The organism is Pantoea sp. Ap-870 (assembly GCF_011752515.1).
In the GTDB taxonomy this organism is placed as follows: domain Bacteria; phylum Pseudomonadota; class Gammaproteobacteria; order Enterobacterales; family Enterobacteriaceae; genus Pantoea; species Pantoea dispersa.
This window is the reverse complement of sequence record NZ_VWXG01000002.1, coordinates 255,255-275,366: the sequence shown is the minus strand read 5'-3', so window position 1 is coordinate 275,366 and position 20,112 is coordinate 255,255. Positions and strand designations below refer to the sequence as shown.

Below are 20,112 nucleotides of genomic sequence, written 5' to 3'. Positions count from 1 at the left end.
TAGCGATACCCCGTCAGTCAATCCGTTCAGAGCAGATTCAGCTGTTGCTTCAGCTGCGCAATCTCCCTGCGCCACTGCTGCTGTTGTGCCGGTTTCTGATGCTTTGCCTTACGCGCTTCGTCCTGCTGCAGCTTTTCTTCCAGCACCAGCAGCGCCTGCAACAGCGCATCTTCATCGCCCGGGTGGTCATCGACGGCGGCAGCGGCAAGCGGGTGATCGGCTGGCACATGGGCGGTGGCCAGCCTGGCGGTCACCTGCGGCCAGTCGTGCCACTCGCTCAGCTGCTGCTGTTCAATCAGCCAGAAGCGATTGCAGCTGCTGGCGATCAGGCTGCGGTCGTGAGACACCAGCAGCACCGCGCCGGCGAACTGCTGCAGCGCCTGCGCCAGCTCCTCTTTGCCTGTCATATCCAGATGGTTGGTCGGTTCATCCAGCAGCAGCAGCGAATAGCGCGCCAGCGTCAGGCCGACAAACAGCAGGCGCGAGCGCTCACCACCGCTGAGGGAGGCAACTTTCTGCTGGTGGCGCAGCCAGGGAAAGCCTGCGCTAATCAGCGCCATTTTGCACTGCTCATCGCTCAGCGCAGCGAAACCGTGTAGCGCCGCGCTTAACGTCTGGTCGTCACGCAACTGTTGCAGGCTCTGATCGTAATAGCCGACGCGGGCGCGCGGATGAAACAGCGGGCTGTCGCCTTGCTGCCAGCTGTGCCACAGCTGGCGCAGCAGTGAGGATTTGCCGCAGCCGTTGTGGCCGACAATCGCGATGCGATCGCCACTTTTCACCTGCAGCGCCGGCAGGGAAAAAAGGGTCGGCGCCCCGGCAGCAGGCTGAATCGACATCGGCGGCAGCGCCAGCACGCGATCCGCCTGCAGCGCTTCGCCCTGTAACTGCAGCTGCCACGGACTGCCGGCGCTGAGCGTGGTCTGCGCGGCTTTCAGCCAGTCGATGCGCTTCTCCATCTGTTTTGCTTTACGCGCCAGACCTTCGTTGTCATAGGTCCGACCCCAGATCGCCAGCCGTTTTGCGCTGCTCTCAACCCGGGCGATCTCCTGCTGCTGTGCCTGATGGCGCTGCGCATCGGCCTCATCCTGCTGCGCCAGCGCCTCGCGGGCGGCCGTGCAGGGCAGACGGAAAACATGCAGCGTGCGATCGCGCAGGATTGCGCTGCAGTTGGTGACGCGGTCCAGCAGCGCGCTGTCGTGGGACACCAGCACAAAGCTGCCCTGCCAGCCGATCAGAAAATTCTCCAGCCACAGCAGGGTCGGCAGGTCGAGATGGTTACCCGGTTCGTCCAGCAACAGTAAATCGGGCTGCAGAATCAGCGCGCGCGCCAGCAACAGCCGCATATGCTGTCCGCCGCTCAGCGTCGCCGCGGTTTGTGACTGCTGCGCTGTGCTGAAACCCAGCGTATGCAGCAGCGCCTCGGCACGCCAGCGCTCGCTGCTGCGCTGTGCTGCGGGCAGCCGGGCGATAACGCCATCCAGCAATGAGGCCTCAAGTAACGTTTCCGGCAGGTGTTGTTCGATGCGCGCCAGCAGACAGTGGCTGGCGGGTGTGACGCTGCCGTGACTGGCGGCCAGTTCACCGCTGAGAATTTTCAGCAGGGTACTTTTACCGCTGCCGTTGTCGCCAATCAGGCCGATGCGGTCGCCTTTTTTCAGGCTGAAATCCAGGGAATGGAAAAGCGGGCCAAAGGCATTGTCGAAGCCGACGGCGTGTGCGGAAAGGAGTGTGCTCATCTACTTACTCTCAAGTTGCAGGCGCAAAAAAGCCTGACGTCAGAATTTCGCTGACGACAACCCGGTAAGCCGGAGAGAAGGGATTAGATTGTCAGAACTTCGCTCAGGCGGATTATCGCAGCACGAGTGCGGTAAAACCTGAGCGGGTCCAGTCACCATAGAAGTGTGAGTAAACAAACAGTTCACACGACGGCATAGAGATCCTCCTTAGTTATCAGCAGGTGAATAAGTCAGCCGATAATAGTGGCGGTGTGCGGCTTTTTCCAGCGATTTGTATCGGCGTTGGTATAGTATGGCGTCAGAGCCTGATTGATGTCACAGGAGATTGAATATGTTGATTTATGACGTTTTTGGCCGGCACATTGGCGTTCTGCGCAAGGATGATAGCTGGCAGGTATTTCGCGCCGACGTGACAGAAAGAAAATTTTCACGAATGTTTGATATCGCTATTCCAGATGATATGCCAGAAGACGAAATTGCAGGCTGGCTGGGTGATATCTTTCATGAAGCTGCAACTGAGCATCATCCCGATGTGAAACGCATCGAATAAAACCTGGTTATGTTGAGATGTTTGCCTTTGGCATAAAGCGGACGGTGCACAAGTCCATGTCCGTTATGAGCGAGGAGCAGACATTTAAAAACTGATCTTTGTTAGATTGATTACAGGGAACTAAATGATTAGCATCTGCTCTTTCGGACAAAGAAAATGACTGTTAACGATTCTCTCTTCGCATTCTCTCTCGCAGCATTGTTACTTACCCTGACCCCCGGCCTTGATACGGCACTTATTTTGCGCACTGCTTGTGCAGAGGGCGGCAAAAAGGCTTTTCACGCTGCGCTTGGCATTGATGCTGGCTGTTTTTTATGGGGGGCGTTGGTCGCATTAGGCCTTGGTGCTCTTCTGGCGGTTTCAGAAATGGCTTATACGGTGCTTAAAGTTTGTGGCGCGGTCTACCTGAGCTGGCTGGGTTTACAACTGCTGATACGTCCCCGATCATCTTTCAGTGATGGCGATGATGACAATGGTTCTCAGGGGAACTGGTTTATCAGAGGAATGTTGGGGAATGTGCTAAACCCAAAAATGGGCATTTTCTATGTCTCCTTTTTGCCGCAGTTTATACCTGCCGGTCACTCTCCTTTGATATGGACTTTTATCCTGGTCAGCATCCACGTGGCGATTGGGACTATATGGTCAGTCACACTCATTTTATGCACGCATTTTGCGTCAGCCATTTTGAAGAAAAATCGCGTTGTCCAGATGATGGACAGAGCAACAGGGGGCTTATTTTTATGCTTCGCGGCTAAACTTGCTATGAGCACAAGATAGCCCGCTGGACTGGCTGAAAACGTCCGCTTCTGGCACGGAGCGGACGTTCATAGCAATTCCAGCTGTCCAGAGGCATTTGACACTGACAGGCAGTATGCAGCCAGTGCATTGTGTGCCATGTATTGGAATGCGTAGGTTGAGCATACTTACCGGCGGCGACGCAATAGAGAATAGGTTGGCTACTGGCCTTTGGCGGCGCCAGCCTGCTGCTGTCACTTAAAGGGTGACTGAAACCGTACATGACGGGGAAATAACTCACACCCTGGCCCGAACATGCACTTACCTCGGCAACAGGCTAGCGAATTAAGCACCGGTTACCGTCGGCTGATGTACCTTCATCGAATCATGCTTGCCTGGATTGCACTCCTGAGTGGTACCAGGGAGATAAAATTTTCCGTCCGCATCAGGATCGGTGCCGCCGGGACATCCTGGCCTGCCGGCAGAGCCATCAGTATTACCCCCATCGGAGCCGTTTCCACCGTCAGCGCCGGATTCTCCCGCATAGCCGCCGTTTCCTCCCTGACCTCCGGCTCCTCCCTGTCCAGCGCTGACAGAGCATGCAAACAGTGCCAAAAAGCAGGCCAGAAAATACTTACTCATTGGTTAGCCTCTCGATTCGTAACGGGCAGCTCAGGCTGCCGCTGCAGGTAATGCTCACGAAGAGATACACTAACATCCGTTTTATCTCTGCTGACTTAGCAGGTCATCAACACCCGTTTTTCAATAAAAAGTAAGGCCGTCAATTTACGCAATGCCTGCTGCTGACCTTACTCTGATTACTGCAAGCGTAATCACTGAAGCCCGCGCGGGCGTCACTGGCGCTGCACCCTCTTATCGTGACTGGTTCACCCAAATCAGTTGATCGGTTGCGAAGCCCAGTCGCTGGGCATAGGCGAGATAGCGTTGTTTGACTTCAGCCGGAATGGTGGGCTGACGCGACAGAATCCACAGATACCCCCGGTTCGGCCCGGCGACCAGTGCATACTGATAATCTTCATCCAGTGCAATCACGTTATAACCGCCATAAAAAGGTCCGAAGAACGAGACCTTCAGCGCGGCGACGTCAGGTTTGCCGGTGAAGTAAGCTTTGCCTTCGCTCTCGCTCCACGCTTTTTTCTCCGGATCGTAACCGCGATTCAGCACGCTGATACCGCCGTCGCTGCGTTTGCCGTAGGTGGCGGTCACATGATCTTTACCGCGTTCGAAACGGTGATCGAGGCGGGCAATTTCATACCAGGTACCGAGATAGCGATCGGCATTGAAGTGGGTGATGGGCTGCACCCCTTTAGGTGGCGTCGGGGATTTACAGGCGACCAGGGTAACAGACAGCGCCGTAATGGCGACTAACGGCCAGATTTTCATCGCAACTCCTTTATATCTCTCAAAATCCTGTCTGAAGTATAGATAAGGATAGCGAAACCGGCGCGGCGCAAAACCTTACGCCGCTGCCGGTCTGTCGATTAACGGCGTTTCTCAACCTCATCTTCTGGCGGAATCACCGGCTCATCGATAGCGATTGATTTGCCGGATTTCAGCAGCTGAATATCCAGAATCACGTAGGTCATGGTGGTGATAAACAGTGAGATCACACTGCCAATCACGCCGCTGGTGGTGAAGGTGAAGTAGTTGTACATCACCACCCAGGTGAGGCAGATAAACATCGCCAGCGCCACGGTAATCGCCGACTGCGAGTAATGCGTGGTACGCGCCCCCATTTCATTAATCTGCAGACTCAGGTTGCAGCCGCTGTATTTTTCCAGCAGCACGATAGTGTGATCCCAGTTGTGCAGGCGGCGGGCGCTGCCGCGCGCGGCGAACAGAAACAGCAGCGACAGGAACAGACCAGAGAAGGCGATCAGGACCGGTACCGCTTCCAGCGCATAAGCAATGCTTTTATGGCTCGACGCTTGTGCGACCGCGCTCAAATCCAGCGTCAGCGAGCAGCCCAGTGCGCCATACAGGAACACAAACAGCAGCAGGTAGAGCGCGTTGCGTTTCCAGTCGAGCTCTGCTTCATGATTTTTCTGTAACCGCGCATCCTGCAACGCCTGTTGCAGGCGCAGTTGTTCGTCAGACGTGGAATCGATACTGGCGATCTCTTCGCCCAGTAAGCGGTGAATAAAAGGCTGATCGGCCTGATCGAGGGTGATGCGCATAAATTTTCCGCTAGCAAAATATTCGTGGCGTCAGTGTAACGTAAAACGAAGCTCACCGGGCGTCCGGTGTAGCGGCTGCGCATTTTGCCGCCATCAACACGCACCGGGTGAAGGGGGAGAGCAGCAATCCTTCGCATCTACCAATTGGCGATATCTGATTATTCGGGTAACGTGGAATTTCATACTAATACGTCAAAATTATTCCCGTACCCTACGTAGCAGGAGAGGTCAGTTATGTCCGTCCATTCGCCGCTCATCGGCATCGTCAGCGATGATGTCAGCCATCAGCACAGTATGCACATGCTCAAAGAAGTCACGCGTCAGCTCAGTGCGCGTGATCGGCTGCCGGTACTGCTGTGCGCCACCACGCGCGAGGATCTTCAGGCCGCGCTGCGGAACGCGGCGTCGCTGCCGCTGGGTGGACTGCTGTTCCTGAGCTCGCCGTGTCAGGATGCGCAGGAGATGGTCGCGCACCTGCTGCCATCGCTGCGCGCGGTGCATCTGTGCCCGAACGACAGCGCGGGCGCTGATGTGGTGGTTGCCGATGCGTATCACGCCGGGCAGCAGCTTGGCGCACTGCTGCTGTCGCAGGGACACCAGCGTTTGGGCGCTATGCAGGTGCAGGCAAGTGACACGCCGCCGCGCCAGGTGCAGGGGTTTATTGCCAGCCTGCAGGCGGAAGATAAGACGCTGCACGCAGTACTGCACGCCGGTGCCCTTCACCGTGAGCAGGCTTATCAGGCGATGATGGCTTATCTGAAGAAAACCCGTGCGGCAGAACGCATCAATGCATTGATGTGCGAATACGACGAGCTGGCCTTTGGCGCACTGCAGGCCGTGCGCGACTTCGGTCAGGGCGCGCATATCGCCGTAGTGGGCTTTGATGATGCTGACGAGGCGCGCGGCTCCACATGGCACCTGAGCAGCTGGGCACCGCGCCGTGATTTACTGGTGACGGAAGCCCTGAACCGGCTGCTGGATCAGCGTCCCGACCACAGCTGCGCCTGGCAGCAGGGTGAGCTGCAGGTGCGCCATTCGCATCACGGCAAATATGTGCCTGGCGAAATGTCGCAGTGCGGCTGCGCCATCCGTCACTGATCGCTGCAAGCCTTCCCCCAGGGCGCCGGGCTGATTTCCACACACTGGCGCTGATCTTTGCCGGATTTTTATATCCGCGCAGGTTTTCTTTACGCCTTTTTTATATCGCCGGCGGTTAAATCAGCGCAGCAGGCGGCACTGTGGCGCGCCTTAACCTCAAAGGGAAATATCATGCCCGGCACTATTCTGGTCACACATAATCAGCATCAGTCTTCCACGCTGGCAGCCATTTACGATCGCCTGATGGCGCGACGCGGTGGCCTCTGGGTCTGCTGGGATGGACAACGTACGGTCGCTGCGCAGGAAGCGGCGCGCACGCTTAGCTTTCAGCAGGGTAATGAATACGACAGGCTGCAGTTTGCGCTGACGCGCGCAGAATACGAAGAGGGCTATCACGGCTACGTCCATCAGGGCTTGTGGCCGGTGTTTCACCAGCGTCCGGACCTGGCACGTTTCACCAGCGCCAGCTTCCAGGCCTATCGCCAGCTGAATGCGGCTTATGCCCACGCCATCGCCGAATATGCCATGCCGGACGATGTTATCTGGCTGCAGGATTATCACTTCATCCCATCGGTGAAAATGCTGCGTGATACCGGCTTAACTAACCGCATCGGTTTGTTTTTACATCAGCCGTTTCCGTCCGGTCAGCTGTTTGAAGCGATCCCTGACTGGCGCAGCCTGGCAGAATCGCTGCTGTGCTGTGACCTGATTGGCTTCCAGACCGGGCAGGATATGAATAACTTTCTGCTGTGGCTGGAGAGCGAGTTTCGCGCTGAACGCTTAGGCAGGAACCGTCTGCGCGTACACGGTCACATTATCACCACCGGCGTGTTTCCGGTCGGGATCGATCTGGCTGAGGTGCAGGCGTTACTTGATAGCAACAGCTGCCAGTACATGGAACAGCAGAGCCGCGAACATTTGCCGGCCAACACGGTGCTGAGCGGCGGTCATCTCGATGACAGCGCAGGTCTGCCGTATCGCATCAGCGCGCTGGAAGTGCTGCTGCGCCATCATCCCGACTATGCGGGCAACATGATGTTATTGCAGCTGGCTTCTGCTGCCAGCGGACACCCGCACCGGCAGCAGGCGATCAGCCACAATCTGGAAAATCTGTGCGGTGAGGTTAATGGCGTGCACGGTATGCTCAACTGGTATCCGGTCAGCTATCTCAACCACGATTATCGCCGTGAGGAGCTGGCCGGGCTGTATCGCGCGGCGCGGGTGGCGCTGGTGACGCCACTGATGGCGGGCATGACCCTGATGGCAAAAATGTATGCTGCGCTGCAGGATCCGGCGAATCCCGGCGTGCTGATTCTGTCACAGTTCGCGGGTGCGGCCGAACAGATGGATGGCGCGCTGATCGTTAATCCTTACGATCCTGATGCAATGGCGGATGCCATCCATACGGCGTTGCGGCTGCCACTCAGCGACCGTCAGAACCGTCATGCGCGATTGCTGAATAACCTGCACCGCTACGATTGTCACTGGTGGGCCGACAGCTTCCTCGCCCTGTTAATGGATGAGCCGCAGCCGGAGAGTGTGCAGCTGTGTAGCCGTCACCTGTCGGGCGCAGGCATAAGCGGGCGGTTACGTTATTGATAAGCAGACAGGGGGCAGAGCGGGGCTAATGTCGGGTGTTTTTGCCCGTATTATCACGGTTGCGAAAAATATGGGTCACGTTATCGCTACCTTTTAACGCCACCGCTTCGCCCTGAGGCGCACTTTTGCTGTTCTGCACTTCAGCAATCGCATAGCGAAACGCGCGCTGGCGTACCGGATCGGTTTCTGATGCCGCCATCGCGCGCAGTTTTTCCAGCAGCGCGAGAGTGGTTACCGGTCCGGCTTGTTTTAACAATTGCAGCACGGCATCGCCCATGACAATGTCGGCCAGTTTTTCATCTTCACTTCTATACATAAAAGCTCTCAGTATCCGCGTTGCGTTTAGCATTGCCTGGTGCAGGTAAACCAAAGCCTAATCAACGACTGATAGTGTCGCTCTTCCTCTGTCGGAAATGTGTGACCTGCTGAGCGAAATGTTTCCCCGACAGCACCCTTAAACTTATACAACAAAAGCGCTTCTGTACAGGCGGGAGTGCGAGTGGCACGGGTTTTTAGCCACATAATCCCTGACAAACAGTGGCTTGAATCAGATATTAATAGCGGTGCGCATTAATGCGCACCCTACAGTGAGGGTGCAATTTCCCGGTAGGGTCGCCATTGATGGCGACCGAATCATGGCTGACTGTCGATTCGTTAAAACATAACAAGCGCTGCCGCCGTCATCCTGCACCGATACCCGCCCCGGCGCTAATCGCTGCTGCCCAGAATATCCATAAACTCCTGCACTGGCCGGTCGTAGACGTTCATACTGCCGGGACGATCGCTGAGCCAGGCCACAGCCAGTTCCCAGCACACATCAACGTCGCTGATGCGGCAATAATGCAGCGTCGTGCTGCGCGCTTTCACTACTTGTTCGGGCAGCAGGGCAATCCCCATATTGCGCTCAACCAGACTCAGCAGGGTTTCCAGATCGCTGACTTCAAACGTCACTTTGCGGCTCAGCCCCTGCAGGGCAAAACTGTTGTCATTCACCTTGCGCGTGCCCTGGCCGGCTTCGAAATCGATAAACGACTGCTGTGCCAGTTGTGCCATGGTGACGTCCGGCTGCATCGCGGTGAATCCGGCATAATCGGCGGCGAACGCTACCACGATTTCATCGCAGGCGATGATGCGCGACGACAGCCGGTCGGAGACTTCCTCCACCGGCATAATCGCCAGATCGATCTGCTGATCGTGCACTTTTGCGTTGAGCTTCGCCGATGATCCCTGGCACAGCTTGACGTCAAAATCCGGAAAGCGACGAATAAAGGTTTCCAGTAATTGCGGCAGATCGATAAACGGCGGCACGCTTTGCACCGTGCCAATCGACAGGGTTCCGGTCTTAAGCGCCACGATCGCCGCCACTTCCTGTGACGCTTTTTCGACAAAGGCGCCGATGGTTCTGGCGTAATCAAGAAACACTTTCCCGGCCATGGTCAGGCGCACCTGGCGAGTGGAGCGGATAAAAAGCGGCGTGCCCAGTTCCTCCTCCAGCTGTTTGATCGAGGTGGACAAGGCCGATTGCACAATATGCATACTTTGAGCGGCGCGGGTGAAATTTTCATGTTCCGCCACGGCGATGAAGTGCCGCATCTGGCGCAATTCCATCAGTTATCTCCATAAAAGATGAATTTAATCACAATAATGAATTTTACAGATTAACGATACGCGGTAAAAATTTGTCCGGCAATCGCCTGTTCGCCGCGCGGTTTTGCAGGAAGGCAGGGTACGTCTTCTGCCCACTAGCACGGCGGCATTTAATGAGAGGAATCTGTTATGAGTTATGTTGCATCGCCAGCGCGTTATCAGACCAACATGCAGTACCGTAAAACCGGCAAAAGTGGCCTGGTGCTGCCGCTGATCTCGCTGGGGCTATGGCAGAATTTTGGCGGCGTTGACGTGTTTGAGACCGGCAGAGCGATCCTGCGCCACGCGTTTGATAACGGCATTACCCATTTCGACCTGGCTAATAACTACGGTCCGCCAGCGGGATCGGCTGAAGAGAACTTTGGCCGCTGGCTGGCGCAGGATTTTGCCCCGTATCGTGATGAACTGATCATCTCCAGCAAAGCCGGCTGGGATATGTGGCCGGGTCCGTACGGTGGCCCGACCGGCACCCGCAAACATCTGATTGCCAGCTGTGATAACAGCCTGCGCCGCATGGGGCTGGATTATGTCGATATCTTCTACAGCCATCGCGTCGATCCGAATACGCCGCTGGAAGAAACCATGGGCGCGCTGGTACAGCTGCATCGTCAGGGTAAGGCGCTGTATGTCGGCATCTCTTCCCATTCGCCAGAGCTGACGCGTCAGGCCGCTGCGATTCTGGCCGATGAGAAAGTGCCGCTGTTTATTCATCAGCCCAATTACTCGATGCTAAACCGCACTATTGAGCACGGGCTGCTCGATACGCTTTTGGAGCTCGGCAGCGGTTGCATTGCTTTTTCACCGCTGGCACAGGGCATGCTGACCAGTAAATACCTCAACGGCGTACCGCAGGGCGCGCGCGCCGGCGGCAGCGATCCGCGTCTTTCTGCCATGCTCAGCGAAGAGAACCTGGCAAAAATTCGCGCGCTCAACGCGATTGCTGAAGCGCGCGGTCAGACGCTGGCGCAGATGGCGATCGCCTGGGCGCTGCGTGATGAGCGGGTCACTTCTGCGCTGATTGGTGCCCGCACGGTTGATCAGTTGAGTGATTCCCTGCGCGCGCTGGACAACCTGACCTTTACGGCACAGGAGCTGGCGGACATTGATCGCTACGCCACCGAAGGCGGGGTGGATATGTGGCGCGTCTCTTCTCAACTTAAATAATGCCCGGCGCCGCTCAACGCGGCGCGCTTTATCGCTGCGCCTGCTGTAACCGCACGGCGCGGCGAAATGCATTGGGTGACTGACCCGTTTCACGCTTAAAAGCATGGCTGAAGGCGCTCTCTGAGGCGTAACCCAGCGTCTGCGCTACCACGGCCACCGCCTCATTTTCCTCCTGCAACGCACGCTCTGCCAGCCGCATGCGCCACGCCGTCAGATAGGCTATCGGCGTGATGCCCACCACCTGGCGAAAATACTGGGCAAAACGGGTGCGCGACATGGCACAGGCACGCGCCAGTTCGTCCAGATGCCAGTTGCGCGCCGGATCGCCATGCAGCCGCTGTAAAGCCGGTGCCAATCGCGCATCGCTCAGCGCCCGCAGCCAGCTGGCGGGCAGTGCGCTGCTGGTTTGCAAATGCGCCCGCAGAATCTGGATGAACAGCAGTTGTGCCAGCTGGGCCGTTGCCAGCTGCGATCCCGGCTGGACATGCTGGCCTTCCTGCACCAGTTGATCCAGCACCCAGCGGAATGATGCCGCCTGCGGTGACGCCGCCGGTACCTGAATCCAGGGAGGTAATACGTGAGTCAGTAAACGCCCACTGGCAGGATCAAGCAGTACATGGCCACCGATATGGACAAAGTCATCACCGCTGCCAATCGGCGCATGACCTTTCCCTGCGCCATAAAACACGCTCATGGCGTCAACCGGCGGCTCGTCCGGATGGCTGGCCAGCACGAAGGCGCGTTTAGCGCTCAGCAAGCCGACGTCGCCGGTGGCAAAGTGGAATGGTTCAGGTTCGCCCTCCAGTATGACCCAGCAACTGCCTTTGATAATGGCGAAGAATTTAATTTTATCGGGCGCAGGGAAACGCAGCGCCCAGCGTCCGCCTGCGGTAAAACCACCGGTCAGCAATGATTCAGCGCGAACGAATCGCAGAATGTCGGAAAAGGGATCAAGGCTCATTTCTGTACTATCACGCAAGTAAAATGCATTTACAAGCATTCAAAATCCGCCCTCCGACGCTTAACGTAGAGCGCATCGAATGAACGATGATTGTGATGAGGAAGAAAAATGAGTAATGACAAAGTTCTGGTTACCGGTGGCAGCGGGTTTATCGCGCAGTACTGCATTATTGCGCTGCTGCAGCAGGGCTATCAGGTGCGAACCACCTTACGTGATGCCAATCGTGAAGCTGAAGTCAGGGCGCATCTGTTGCAGGCCGGGGTGGCCGCAGGCGAGGCGCTGCAATTTGTCGTTGCCGATTTAACGGCAGACGCCGGCTGGGAAGACGCGGTAGCAGGCTGTCGCTTTGTGCTGCATGGCGCTTCACCCACCCCGACCGGCAGCCAGGTAAGCGAAGCTGACTGGGTGAATCCGGCGATTGAAGGAAATCTGCGCGTATTGCGCGCCGCGCGCGATGCAGGCGTTAAACGTGTGGTACTGACCTCGGCGTTCGGCGCGGTCGGTATCGGACATCCAGCGGACTATCCGCGCCCCTTTACCGAGCGCGACTGGAGCGATGTCAGCGGCGATGTGTGGCCGTATCAGAAATCGAAAACCCTGGCGGAACGCGCCGCCTGGCAGTTTATCGCTGAGCAGGGTAACGGTCTGGAACTGGCCACGGTGAACCCCGTGTCGGTGCTGGGGCCGGTGCTGGGTGCCGACTATTCACATTCGATTCGCATTGTGAAGGAGCTACTGGAGGGGCAGCCAGGCTGTCCTGACATCAACTCATGTTTTGTTGATGTGCGTGACGTGGCCAGTCTGCACGTGCTGGCGATGACCCACGCCGCCGCGCAGGGTCAGCGCTTCCTTGCCAGTTCGGGGCACAGCCTGCCGCTTATTGAGGTGGCGCGCACGCTCAAAACCCATCTGGCAGCAGAAGCAGAGAAAGTTTCGCTGCAGCCAATGAGTGACGCCATGGTGCGGGCGGCGGCAGCGCAAAATCCGCTGATGACGGGAATGGTAAAACTGCTGGGCGTTGATATGAACGTCAGCGCCGCTAAAGCTGGCTGGCTGCTGAACTGGCACCCGCGCAGTCCGCAGGAGGCCATTCTTGCCACCGCGCGCAGCCTGATTGCGCTGGGGCTGGTGGCAAACCACTAGTCTGACTGCGGCATTTATCATCACCCTGGTGACGCGCAGATGCTATATAAATGATAACAATTATCATATATAGCAATTGATGAGGATATCATGCCGTCTCCACAGGTGATAAACGCCGACTGCTGTATCGTCGGCGGCGGTCCGGCCGGCTTAATGCTGGCCTATTTACTGACGCGCGCCGGCCTGCGCGCGGTCGTGATTGAGAAGCACGCCGATTTTCTGCGCGATTTTCGCGGCGACACCATTCATCCCTCAACCCTGGAGATCATGCACCAGCTGGGTCTGCTCGACGCGCTGCTGGCGCTGCCGCATCAGCGCGCGGAAAAGTTACAGGCGGAAGTGGGCGGGCAGGAGATCACCATGGCCGATTTCTCCCGTCTGCCGTTGCGCTGCCGTTTTATCGCCTTCATGCCGCAGTGGGATTTCCTCACTTTCCTCGCCGCCCAGGCGGCGCACTATCCCGGTTTCACGCTGCTGCAATCCACCGGTTTTGACGATTTTCTCTATCAGGATGGCGTAATCGCAGGCGTGAAAACGTTACAAGGTCACGAAATTCACGCGCCGCTGGTGATAGGCGCTGATGGCCGTCGCTCGGCGGTGCGGCAGAAAGCCGGGCTGGTGGGTAAAAGCTTCGGTGCTCCACGCGATGTGGTGTGGTTCCGGCTGGATAAACAGCCGGACGACCCCGTGCTGGGGATGGGCCACAAGGGGCCGAAGCAAAACTTCATTGTCATTGACCGCGGCGAATACTGGCAGTGTGGATTCACCATTCAGAAAGGCGAATTCGAGGCGCTGAAGCAGGCCGGGCTCGACGCGCTGAAAAACCGCATGGCAGAGGTTGCGCCGTTCAGCGTGGCGCGCATGGCGCAGCTGCAGGAGTGGCAGCAGCTGAGTCTGTTATCCATCCGTATCGATCGGCTGGACAAATGGATGAAGCCCGGCGTGCTGTGCATTGGCGATGCCGCACATGCGATGTCACCGATTGGCGGCGTGGGCGTGAACCTGGCGATTCAGGACGCGGTGGCCAGCGCCAATTATCTGACGCGGCCGTTGCAAAACGGCACGCTCACGCTGCGCGATTTGGAGAACGTGCAGCGGCGGCGGCAGTTTCCGACGGTGGCGACGCAATTCCTGCAGATCAAGATGAGCAGCGGCAAGCGCCCGCGCACCACGCCCAGTAAGGTTCCGCAGCTCATCAGCCGCTATCCGTTTTTACGCCATCTGTTTGGCCGATTGATTGGCATGGGTTTCCGCCCGGAACGGCCAAGTCTCGCCGGAGAAAAAACGTAGCCGGGTAATTATTGCAATTGCGATGCTTTTGTAACATTAAATTAACTTTTGCGGCGAGCTATCATTAAAAAAATTGCTTAATCAGGGAGGGGGTTTAATCACTTTGTGCCTTATTTGTCGGCTGATATAACCTGAACGTCAACGCGATCTCAACGAAGCGTAAATGGCGTGAGGCGGGTGAAGAGCGGGATTACGCGATGATAAAGGTTTTCTATTGATTTCAGCGGTGACACAAGGTTGGCGGAAGCCACAGTTTGATTATGGTTAAGGGGCATGACACAAACCATAAGAAACTGAGGAAAACAGCAGGTATGAAACTGGAAAACTTATCTCGCAGAAGCTTTATGGCCTTCGCGGCTGGTGGCACCGTGGCGCTGGCAGCCGGCAAGGTCCATGCCCACGACGGCAAGGTGGCGACTTATCCGGCGAATGATCCCAACCATCCGCGCGATCCTGGCCCGCACGATCCGGTGCGCGAAGCGCTGAATCCGGATCTGGTCGATCCGCCAGCAACCGACAGCGGCACATTACCCAACCTGCGTTTTTCGTTTAGCGATGCGCACGTGCGCAAGGGCAGCGGCGGCTGGACGCGCCAGGTGACGCAGCGCGAACTGGGCATTTCCACCACCATTGCTGGCGTCGATATGCGGCTGGATAAGGGGGGTATCCGCGAACTGCACTGGCACAAAGAGGGCGAGTGGGCCTACATGCTGTACGGCAATGCGCGCATCACCGCGCTGGATACCGCAGGTGGCTGGTTTGTCGATGACGTCGGCGTGGGCGATTTATGGTATTTCCCGCCGGGCGTGCCGCACTCAATTCAGGGCCTTGGGCCGGACGGCTGCGAATTCCTGCTGGCCTTCGACAATGGCAATTTCGATGAAGACAGTACCTTTCTGCTCAGCGACTGGTTCAAACATATCCCGCCCGAAGTGCTGGCAAAAAACTTTGGCGTGCCGGCTGAGGTGTTTAACGCGCTGCCCTCGCCGGAAGAGGAGTACATCTTTGCCGGGCAGGCACCGGACGGCGCGCCGGCTTCGGCGGTGAACGGCGGGGTGAAATCGAAACAGGTCTTCTCGCATAAAATGCTGGCGCAGAAGCCGTTGACGCTGCCGGGCGGCACGGTACGCATTACTGATTCCAGTAATTTTACGGTATCGAAAACCATCGCCGCCGCGCTGGTGGAACTGGCTCCCGGCGCGATGCGCGAACTGCACTGGCATCCCAATAACGACGAATGGCAATACTATCTGGAAGGTCAGGGGCGGATGGGCGTGTTTGCCTCGTCGGGTCAGGCGCGTACGTTTGACTTCCGCGCCGGTGATGTCGGCTATGTGCCCTTTGCCATGGGTCACTATATCGAAAACACGGGTGATAAACCGCTGCGCTTTCTGGAACTGTTTAAAAGCGATTATTACGCGGATATTTCGCTCAACCAGTGGCTGGCCAGCACGCCGCCGGCGCTGGTGCGTCAGCATCTGCATCTCAGCGACACCTTTATGAATGCGCTGCAGCAGGAGAAGCATCCGGTAGTGAAATAGCCCGTGACCACGCGCAGCCGGTGCTGCGCGTTCTCTCCTGATACTGTCCACATCTGGCGTGCATATCCCGCCCGGAACCCTGTGGATAAACCTTTCGTTGCCCCGTGCCAGCAGGGCTGACCAGCAGGCGGTTATTTTCTGAACGGCCGCCAGCGCAGCGATTTCAGTTTGTCACGACGGGCTGCTGCCTGCATCACCAGACTCATCGCCGCGGGTAAAACCGTGAGCGTCACCAGCGTCGCCACTAACAGCCCACCGATAATCGCCAGCGCCATCGGTCCCCAGAAAACCTGACGCGAGATGGGGATCATACCGAGAATCGCGGCGCTGGCGGTGAGCACGATCGGCCGTGCGCGGTGTTCGGCGGCAGCCGCAATGGCAGCGTCCGGCGGCATACCTGCATCAACGTTGTTATCCGCCTCGCTGATCAGGATCACCGCGTTGCGGATGATCATGCCAGCCAGAGCAATAACGCCCAGCAGCGCCACAAAGCCCATCGGTGTGCCGGTCGGCAGCATGGCCAGCACAATGCCCGGCAGACCAAAGGGCGCCATCAGCAGGGCCAGCAGCATGCGGGAAATCCGCCGCAGTTGTAACATCAGCAATACCAGCATGCAGAGCAGCGTGACCGGCAGGATAGCGATCACCGACTGGTTGCCCTTGTCAGACTCTGCTACCGCCCCGTCCTCGCTCAGGCGGTAACCGGCCGGCAAGCTGGCCCTGAAGGTGGCAATCAGCGGCGTGAGGGCGGCTGAGACGGCTTCCGCGCGCAAACCCGGCGCCGTATCGGTCTGGACGGTGATAAACGGCAGGCGCTGGCGTCGCCAGATAACGGGATCCTCCAGCCCCCACTGCGGTGTTGCGACCTGCGTCAGCGGAATTTTTGCGCCCGACGGCGCAGTTAGCAGCAATCCGGACAGGCTGCTCAGGTCATGGCGCGCCGCAGCGTTGCCCTGTAGCACCACATCAATCAGCCGGTTGCGATCGCGTACCGTGGTGATCAGCGTTCCTGACCAGAGCGTATGCAGATACTGAGCAATCAGGTCAGAAGAGAGGCCGGCTGCGCGCGCTGCCGTCTGATTCACCTGCAAGGTGATAACGCGTTCGGGCTCACCGGCGGTTTGATTGACGTCACGCGTCAGCGCTGAGCTGCCGAGCGCGGCGGCCAGCCGCTCTGCCAGCTGCTGCACCTGGCGATAATCCGGACCGCTGATGCGATAACGAATCGGCCAGCCTACCGGCGGACCGAGCTCGAGCGGCGCGACGCGGGTGGTGATGTCGCTGAAATCCCGGGCAAGCACCGCATCCAGTGAGCGCTGCAGTCGTTCACGGGCGGCCAGGCTTTTGGCCACGACCACCAGCTGAGCGCTGTTTTCATCGTCCAGCAGCACATCCATGGGCAGGTAGAAGCGTATCGCACCGGTGCCGACGTAAGACGAGTAGTGGTCAACATCCCGGCTGGCGGAGACAATCTGCTCAAGGCGTTGCACCTGACGCAGGGTGGCCTGCTGCGACGCGCTGGCAGGTAGCGCCAGGCTCACCAGCAGCTCCGGCCGATCGGAGGCCGGGAAAAACTCGCCCTGCATATACGTGGTGCCGACGCCGGCCAGCAATAGCGCCAGCAACGCCATCGCCAGCGTCAGCATGCGGTGGCGCAGCACGCTGCTCAGCAGGCGGCGATAGAACTGGCTGAGGCGCCCGTTTCCGGCGCGGTGCTGCTTTAGCGTGGCCGGCAACAGCCAGCTGCCGGTCAGCGGTGAAAACAGCACCGCCACCAGCCATGAGCTGATGAGCGCCATCAGCACCACCGCAAACAGGGTATAGCAATATTCGCCCGCGCTGGATGCGGCAAAGCCGACCGGAATAAAACCGGCAATCATCACCAGCGTACCGGTCAGCATCGGGAAGGCGGTGGTACTGAACGCCCAGGTCGCTGCGCCAGTGCGGGAATCGCCGGCCTCCAGCCGCGCCACCATGGTTTCCACCGTGATCATCGCATCGTCTACCAGCAGGCCCAGCGCTACGATCAGTGCGCCCAGCGAGATGCGCTGCAGGCCGATACCGGCCAGATGCATGCCGATAAACGTCATGGCGAGCACCAGCGGGATCGCCGCCGCGACCACCAGGCCGGCGCGCAGTCCGAGCGAGACAAACGAAACTGCCAGCACGATGATCACTGCCTCGCCCAGCACATCGACAAATCCGCTCACCGCCTGTTGTACTACCGCTGACTGATCGGCGATGCGCGTCATCTCAATGCCGTGCGGCAGCTGGCTGGCTTCGCTCTCCATGCGCGTCCGCAGTGCCTGGCCAAAATCCAGCATGTTGCCGGTGGCGGCCATCGACACGGCCAGTCCGATGGCCGGCTGGCCGTTAACGCGAAAAAGCGGGGCAGGCGGTTCGGCGGGGCGGCGCGTGATGGTGGCGATCGCCGTCAGCGGAACATAGCGATCGTTAACGCGCAGCGTAACCGCCCGCAGGCTCGCCTCGCTGTTGAACGCGCCGCTCACGCGCAGGGCGATGTTATCGGTGGCGGTGCGTACACTGCCCGCCGGCTCGACGATGTTCTGCGCCCGCAGCGCCTCTGCTACCTGCTGCAAATCCAGCCCCATGGCGGATAGCTGGCGCGGGGAAAAGGCCACCACCAGCTGCTCTTCCTGCTCGCCCAGTAGCTGGATCTTACCCACATCCGGCAGACTCATCAGATCGCGGCGAATGTCGTCCACCCGGTCCCGCAGCTCGCGCGGGGAAAAACCGTCAGCAGTGAAGCCGTAAATCGTGCCAAAGGTATCGTCAAACTCATCGTTGACCGCCGGGCCCTGCACGCCCTGCGGCAAAGCCGGGGTCACATCCTGCATTTTTTTACGCACCTGGTACCAGATTCCGGCCACCTGCGCAGGCGGGGTGTCGTCACGCAGATTGACGAAAATGACCGTGCGGCCAGCGTGCGTTTCACTCTGCACATAATCCAGCCAGGGAATTTCCTGCAGCTTTTTCTCCAGCGGATCGGTGACCAGTCTGACCGTATCGTTGATGTCGGCACCTGGCCACTGCGCAGACACCACCGCAGTTTTGATGGTGAACGCCGGATCTTCGTTGCGCGAGAGTTTTTCATAGCTGACGATGCCTGCTGCCACGATCAGCAACATAAGAAAGGCCATCAGCTGCTGCTGCTTCAGCGCCCAGGCAGAAAGATTAAACGCCGGTTTCATGCTGGTCCTCCTGGCTGCCGGCAACGCGTTCACCGTCACGCAGGCTTCTGACGCCCGCCGTGATCACCCGATCGCCTGGCCTGATGCCGGCGCGAATCCATACCGCATCTGCCGTGTAGCCGGCAATCGCAACCGTGCGCCGGATAACGCAGTTTTTCACCGGGTCAAGAATAAACACCGCCGGCTGGCCTGCCTGGCGGGTGAGCGCGGTGGCCGGAATCGCCATCACCGCATCCGCCGTCGTGTCGGCCAGCGGCAGGGTGACGGCGACGCTGGCACCCAGCACCATCTCTGCGGGAGGATTGTCCAGTGTGATGCGCACCCGCCAGCTGCGTGTCTGGGCGTCGGCCTGTGGACTGACGTCACGCAGGTGCGCTTCGGCCATCACGGACGGATTCTGCAATAGCGCAACGCGGAAGCGGGCACTGGCCCGGCGATCGAGGGTTTCAGGTGTGGTAACGTCAAATACCACGTCACGGCCTGTGCCGGTCGCAACGGTAAACACCGTCTGACCAGCGCTAACCACCTGACCGGCTGCGGCGCTGACGCCCGTCACCATGCCATCGTCAGGCGCGGTGAGGTGGGTCCAGCGCAGGCTATCCTGCGCATTTTTCAATGCCGCTTCACTGCTCTGCCGCCGCGCCAGCGCAGCCTGCCAGTCGGCGCTGGCGCTATCGAGCTGAGCACGGGCAATTGCCCCGGACGGCATCAGAAGGCGCATGCGGTGCAGATTGAGGGCCGCCACCTTTTCGGCCGCGCGGCTGCTGTTCAGCTCCGCCTGTGCGCTCGCCAGCTGATTCAGCGCGCCGGGACTGTCAAGCACGGCGAGCGTCTCTCCCTGCCTGAAGCGGCTGCCGACATCGGCGCTGCGCGTCAGAATCCGCCCCTCCAGCCTGAAACTGAGCGAGGTTTCATCGTGCGCGCGGATCTCGCCGGTCAGGGTTTGCTGCCCGGCGGGCGCGGGCGGGCCAACCGTAATGAACTTTACCGGACGCGGTGGCGGCGGCGTGGGTGAACGCTTGCGGTCACAGCCGGTCAGCAGCAGGGCCGTCAGCAGCAGACAGGGCAGCAGCGGCAGCAGGGAAACCAGGTGGCGCGGATTAAGCAGGTGGCGCACACCCTGTTTGATCAGGCAGGGAAGCTCGTCGGTCATGGCGCAATTCCTTTATCAGTATTTGCGCCATTACACCGTGCGATTATCAAGAATCCGGCGATGTTCCATCAAGAGCGTGTCA

The 20,112-nt window shown here is 58.6% G+C and carries 16 protein-coding genes; 8 read left to right on the top strand and 8 right to left on the bottom strand.

The genetic code is table 11. The annotated features are described in order from the left end of the window. Nucleotides 1-26: 26 nt before the first annotated feature. A complete protein-coding gene (locus F3J41_RS07320) occupies nucleotides 27-1,739 on the bottom strand; it encodes an ABC-F family ATP-binding cassette domain-containing protein (RefSeq protein ID WP_166710470.1) in 1,713 nt (570 codons plus the stop codon). A 331-nt stretch (nucleotides 1,740-2,070) separates the two neighbouring features. On the opposite strand from F3J41_RS07320, the gene F3J41_RS07315 reads away from it, so the two are divergent. Together F3J41_RS07315 and F3J41_RS07310 are read left to right on the top strand one after the other, a co-directional pair. Beyond that, a complete protein-coding gene (locus F3J41_RS07315) occupies nucleotides 2,071-2,289 on the top strand; it encodes a hypothetical protein (protein WP_058759057.1) in 219 nt (72 codons plus the stop codon). A gap of 156 nt (nucleotides 2,290-2,445) precedes the next feature. Further along, entirely contained in the window at nucleotides 2,446-3,066 is a 621-nt protein-coding gene (locus F3J41_RS07310; protein WP_104093374.1) for a LysE family translocator, read from the top strand. An 831-nt stretch (nucleotides 3,067-3,897) separates the two neighbouring features. On the opposite strand, the gene blc is transcribed toward F3J41_RS07310, so the two are convergent. Together blc and F3J41_RS07300 are read right to left on the bottom strand one after the other, a co-directional pair. Further along, on the bottom strand, nucleotides 3,898-4,428 hold the full coding sequence (gene blc, locus F3J41_RS07305) for an outer membrane lipoprotein Blc (RefSeq protein ID WP_021508986.1): 531 nt from the start codon (nucleotides 4,426-4,428) through the stop codon (nucleotides 3,898-3,900). Between the two features lie 98 nt (nucleotides 4,429-4,526). Beyond that, nucleotides 4,527-5,222 carry a hypothetical protein gene (locus F3J41_RS07300; RefSeq protein ID WP_150360054.1) on the bottom strand — a complete coding sequence of 232 codons (696 nt, stop codon included), beginning with the start codon at nucleotides 5,220-5,222 and terminating at the stop codon, nucleotides 4,527-4,529. Between the two features lie 234 nt (nucleotides 5,223-5,456). Here F3J41_RS07300 and F3J41_RS07295 point away from each other — a divergent pair, with 234 nt between their 5' ends. Continuing rightward, nucleotides 5,457-6,320, top strand: coding sequence for a substrate-binding domain-containing protein (locus tag F3J41_RS07295; RefSeq protein WP_166710468.1), 864 nt, complete (start codon nucleotides 5,457-5,459; stop codon nucleotides 6,318-6,320). A gap of 171 nt (nucleotides 6,321-6,491) precedes the next feature. Next, nucleotides 6,492-7,919: a trehalose-6-phosphate synthase gene (locus F3J41_RS07290; RefSeq protein WP_166710466.1), complete on the top strand. Its 1,428-nt coding sequence runs from the start codon at nucleotides 6,492-6,494 to the stop codon at nucleotides 7,917-7,919. Between the two features lie 25 nt (nucleotides 7,920-7,944). On the opposite strand, the gene F3J41_RS07285 is transcribed toward F3J41_RS07290, so the two are convergent. Continuing rightward, the gene (locus F3J41_RS07285) at nucleotides 7,945-8,235 is read right to left on the bottom strand and encodes a hypothetical protein (RefSeq protein WP_059012839.1); all 291 of its coding nucleotides are present in this window, start codon (nucleotides 8,233-8,235) and stop codon (nucleotides 7,945-7,947) included. Nucleotides 8,236-8,627: 392 nt separating this feature from the next. Further along, nucleotides 8,628-9,527, bottom strand: a complete 900-nt coding sequence (locus tag F3J41_RS07280) for a LysR family transcriptional regulator (protein ID WP_125311491.1) — start codon at nucleotides 9,525-9,527, stop codon at nucleotides 8,628-8,630. Between the two features lie 168 nt (nucleotides 9,528-9,695). On the opposite strand from F3J41_RS07280, the gene mgrA reads away from it, so the two are divergent. After that, complete coding sequence (mgrA, locus tag F3J41_RS07275) at nucleotides 9,696-10,730, top strand: L-glyceraldehyde 3-phosphate reductase (RefSeq protein ID WP_166710464.1); 1,035 nt, start codon at nucleotides 9,696-9,698, stop codon at nucleotides 10,728-10,730. Between the two features lie 28 nt (nucleotides 10,731-10,758). Here the strand turns inward: mgrA and F3J41_RS07270 are convergent, their stop codons facing one another. Beyond that, nucleotides 10,759-11,691, bottom strand: coding sequence for an AraC family transcriptional regulator (locus tag F3J41_RS07270; protein ID WP_241798185.1), 933 nt, complete (start codon nucleotides 11,689-11,691; stop codon nucleotides 10,759-10,761). Nucleotides 11,692-11,799: 108 nt separating this feature from the next. Between F3J41_RS07270 and F3J41_RS07265 the strand changes: the two genes are divergently transcribed. The 3 genes from F3J41_RS07265 to F3J41_RS07255 all read left to right on the top strand — a co-directional run bounded on the left by F3J41_RS07265 (nucleotide 11,800) and on the right by F3J41_RS07255 (nucleotide 15,665). Further along, complete coding sequence (locus F3J41_RS07265; RefSeq protein ID WP_058781556.1) at nucleotides 11,800-12,834, top strand: aldehyde reductase; 1,035 nt, start codon at nucleotides 11,800-11,802, stop codon at nucleotides 12,832-12,834. 90 nt (nucleotides 12,835-12,924) lie between these two features. Further along, nucleotides 12,925-14,124 carry an FAD-dependent oxidoreductase gene (locus tag F3J41_RS07260; protein ID WP_058759065.1) on the top strand — a complete coding sequence of 400 codons (1,200 nt, stop codon included), beginning with the start codon at nucleotides 12,925-12,927 and terminating at the stop codon, nucleotides 14,122-14,124. Between the two features lie 344 nt (nucleotides 14,125-14,468). Further along, nucleotides 14,469-15,665: a cupin domain-containing protein gene (locus tag F3J41_RS07255; RefSeq protein ID WP_058775975.1), complete on the top strand. Its 1,197-nt coding sequence runs from the start codon at nucleotides 14,469-14,471 to the stop codon at nucleotides 15,663-15,665. Between the two features lie 131 nt (nucleotides 15,666-15,796). On the opposite strand, the gene F3J41_RS07250 is transcribed toward F3J41_RS07255, so the two are convergent. Together F3J41_RS07250 and F3J41_RS07245 are read right to left on the bottom strand one after the other, a co-directional pair. After that, nucleotides 15,797-18,877 carry an efflux RND transporter permease subunit gene (locus tag F3J41_RS07250; RefSeq protein ID WP_166710458.1) on the bottom strand — a complete coding sequence of 1,027 codons (3,081 nt, stop codon included), beginning with the start codon at nucleotides 18,875-18,877 and terminating at the stop codon, nucleotides 15,797-15,799. Continuing rightward, nucleotides 18,861-20,030, bottom strand: a complete 1,170-nt coding sequence (locus tag F3J41_RS07245; RefSeq protein ID WP_166710457.1) for an efflux RND transporter periplasmic adaptor subunit — start codon at nucleotides 20,028-20,030, stop codon at nucleotides 18,861-18,863. The genes F3J41_RS07250 and F3J41_RS07245 overlap by 17 nt, the downstream gene beginning before the upstream one ends. Nucleotides 20,031-20,112: the final 82 nt, after the last annotated feature.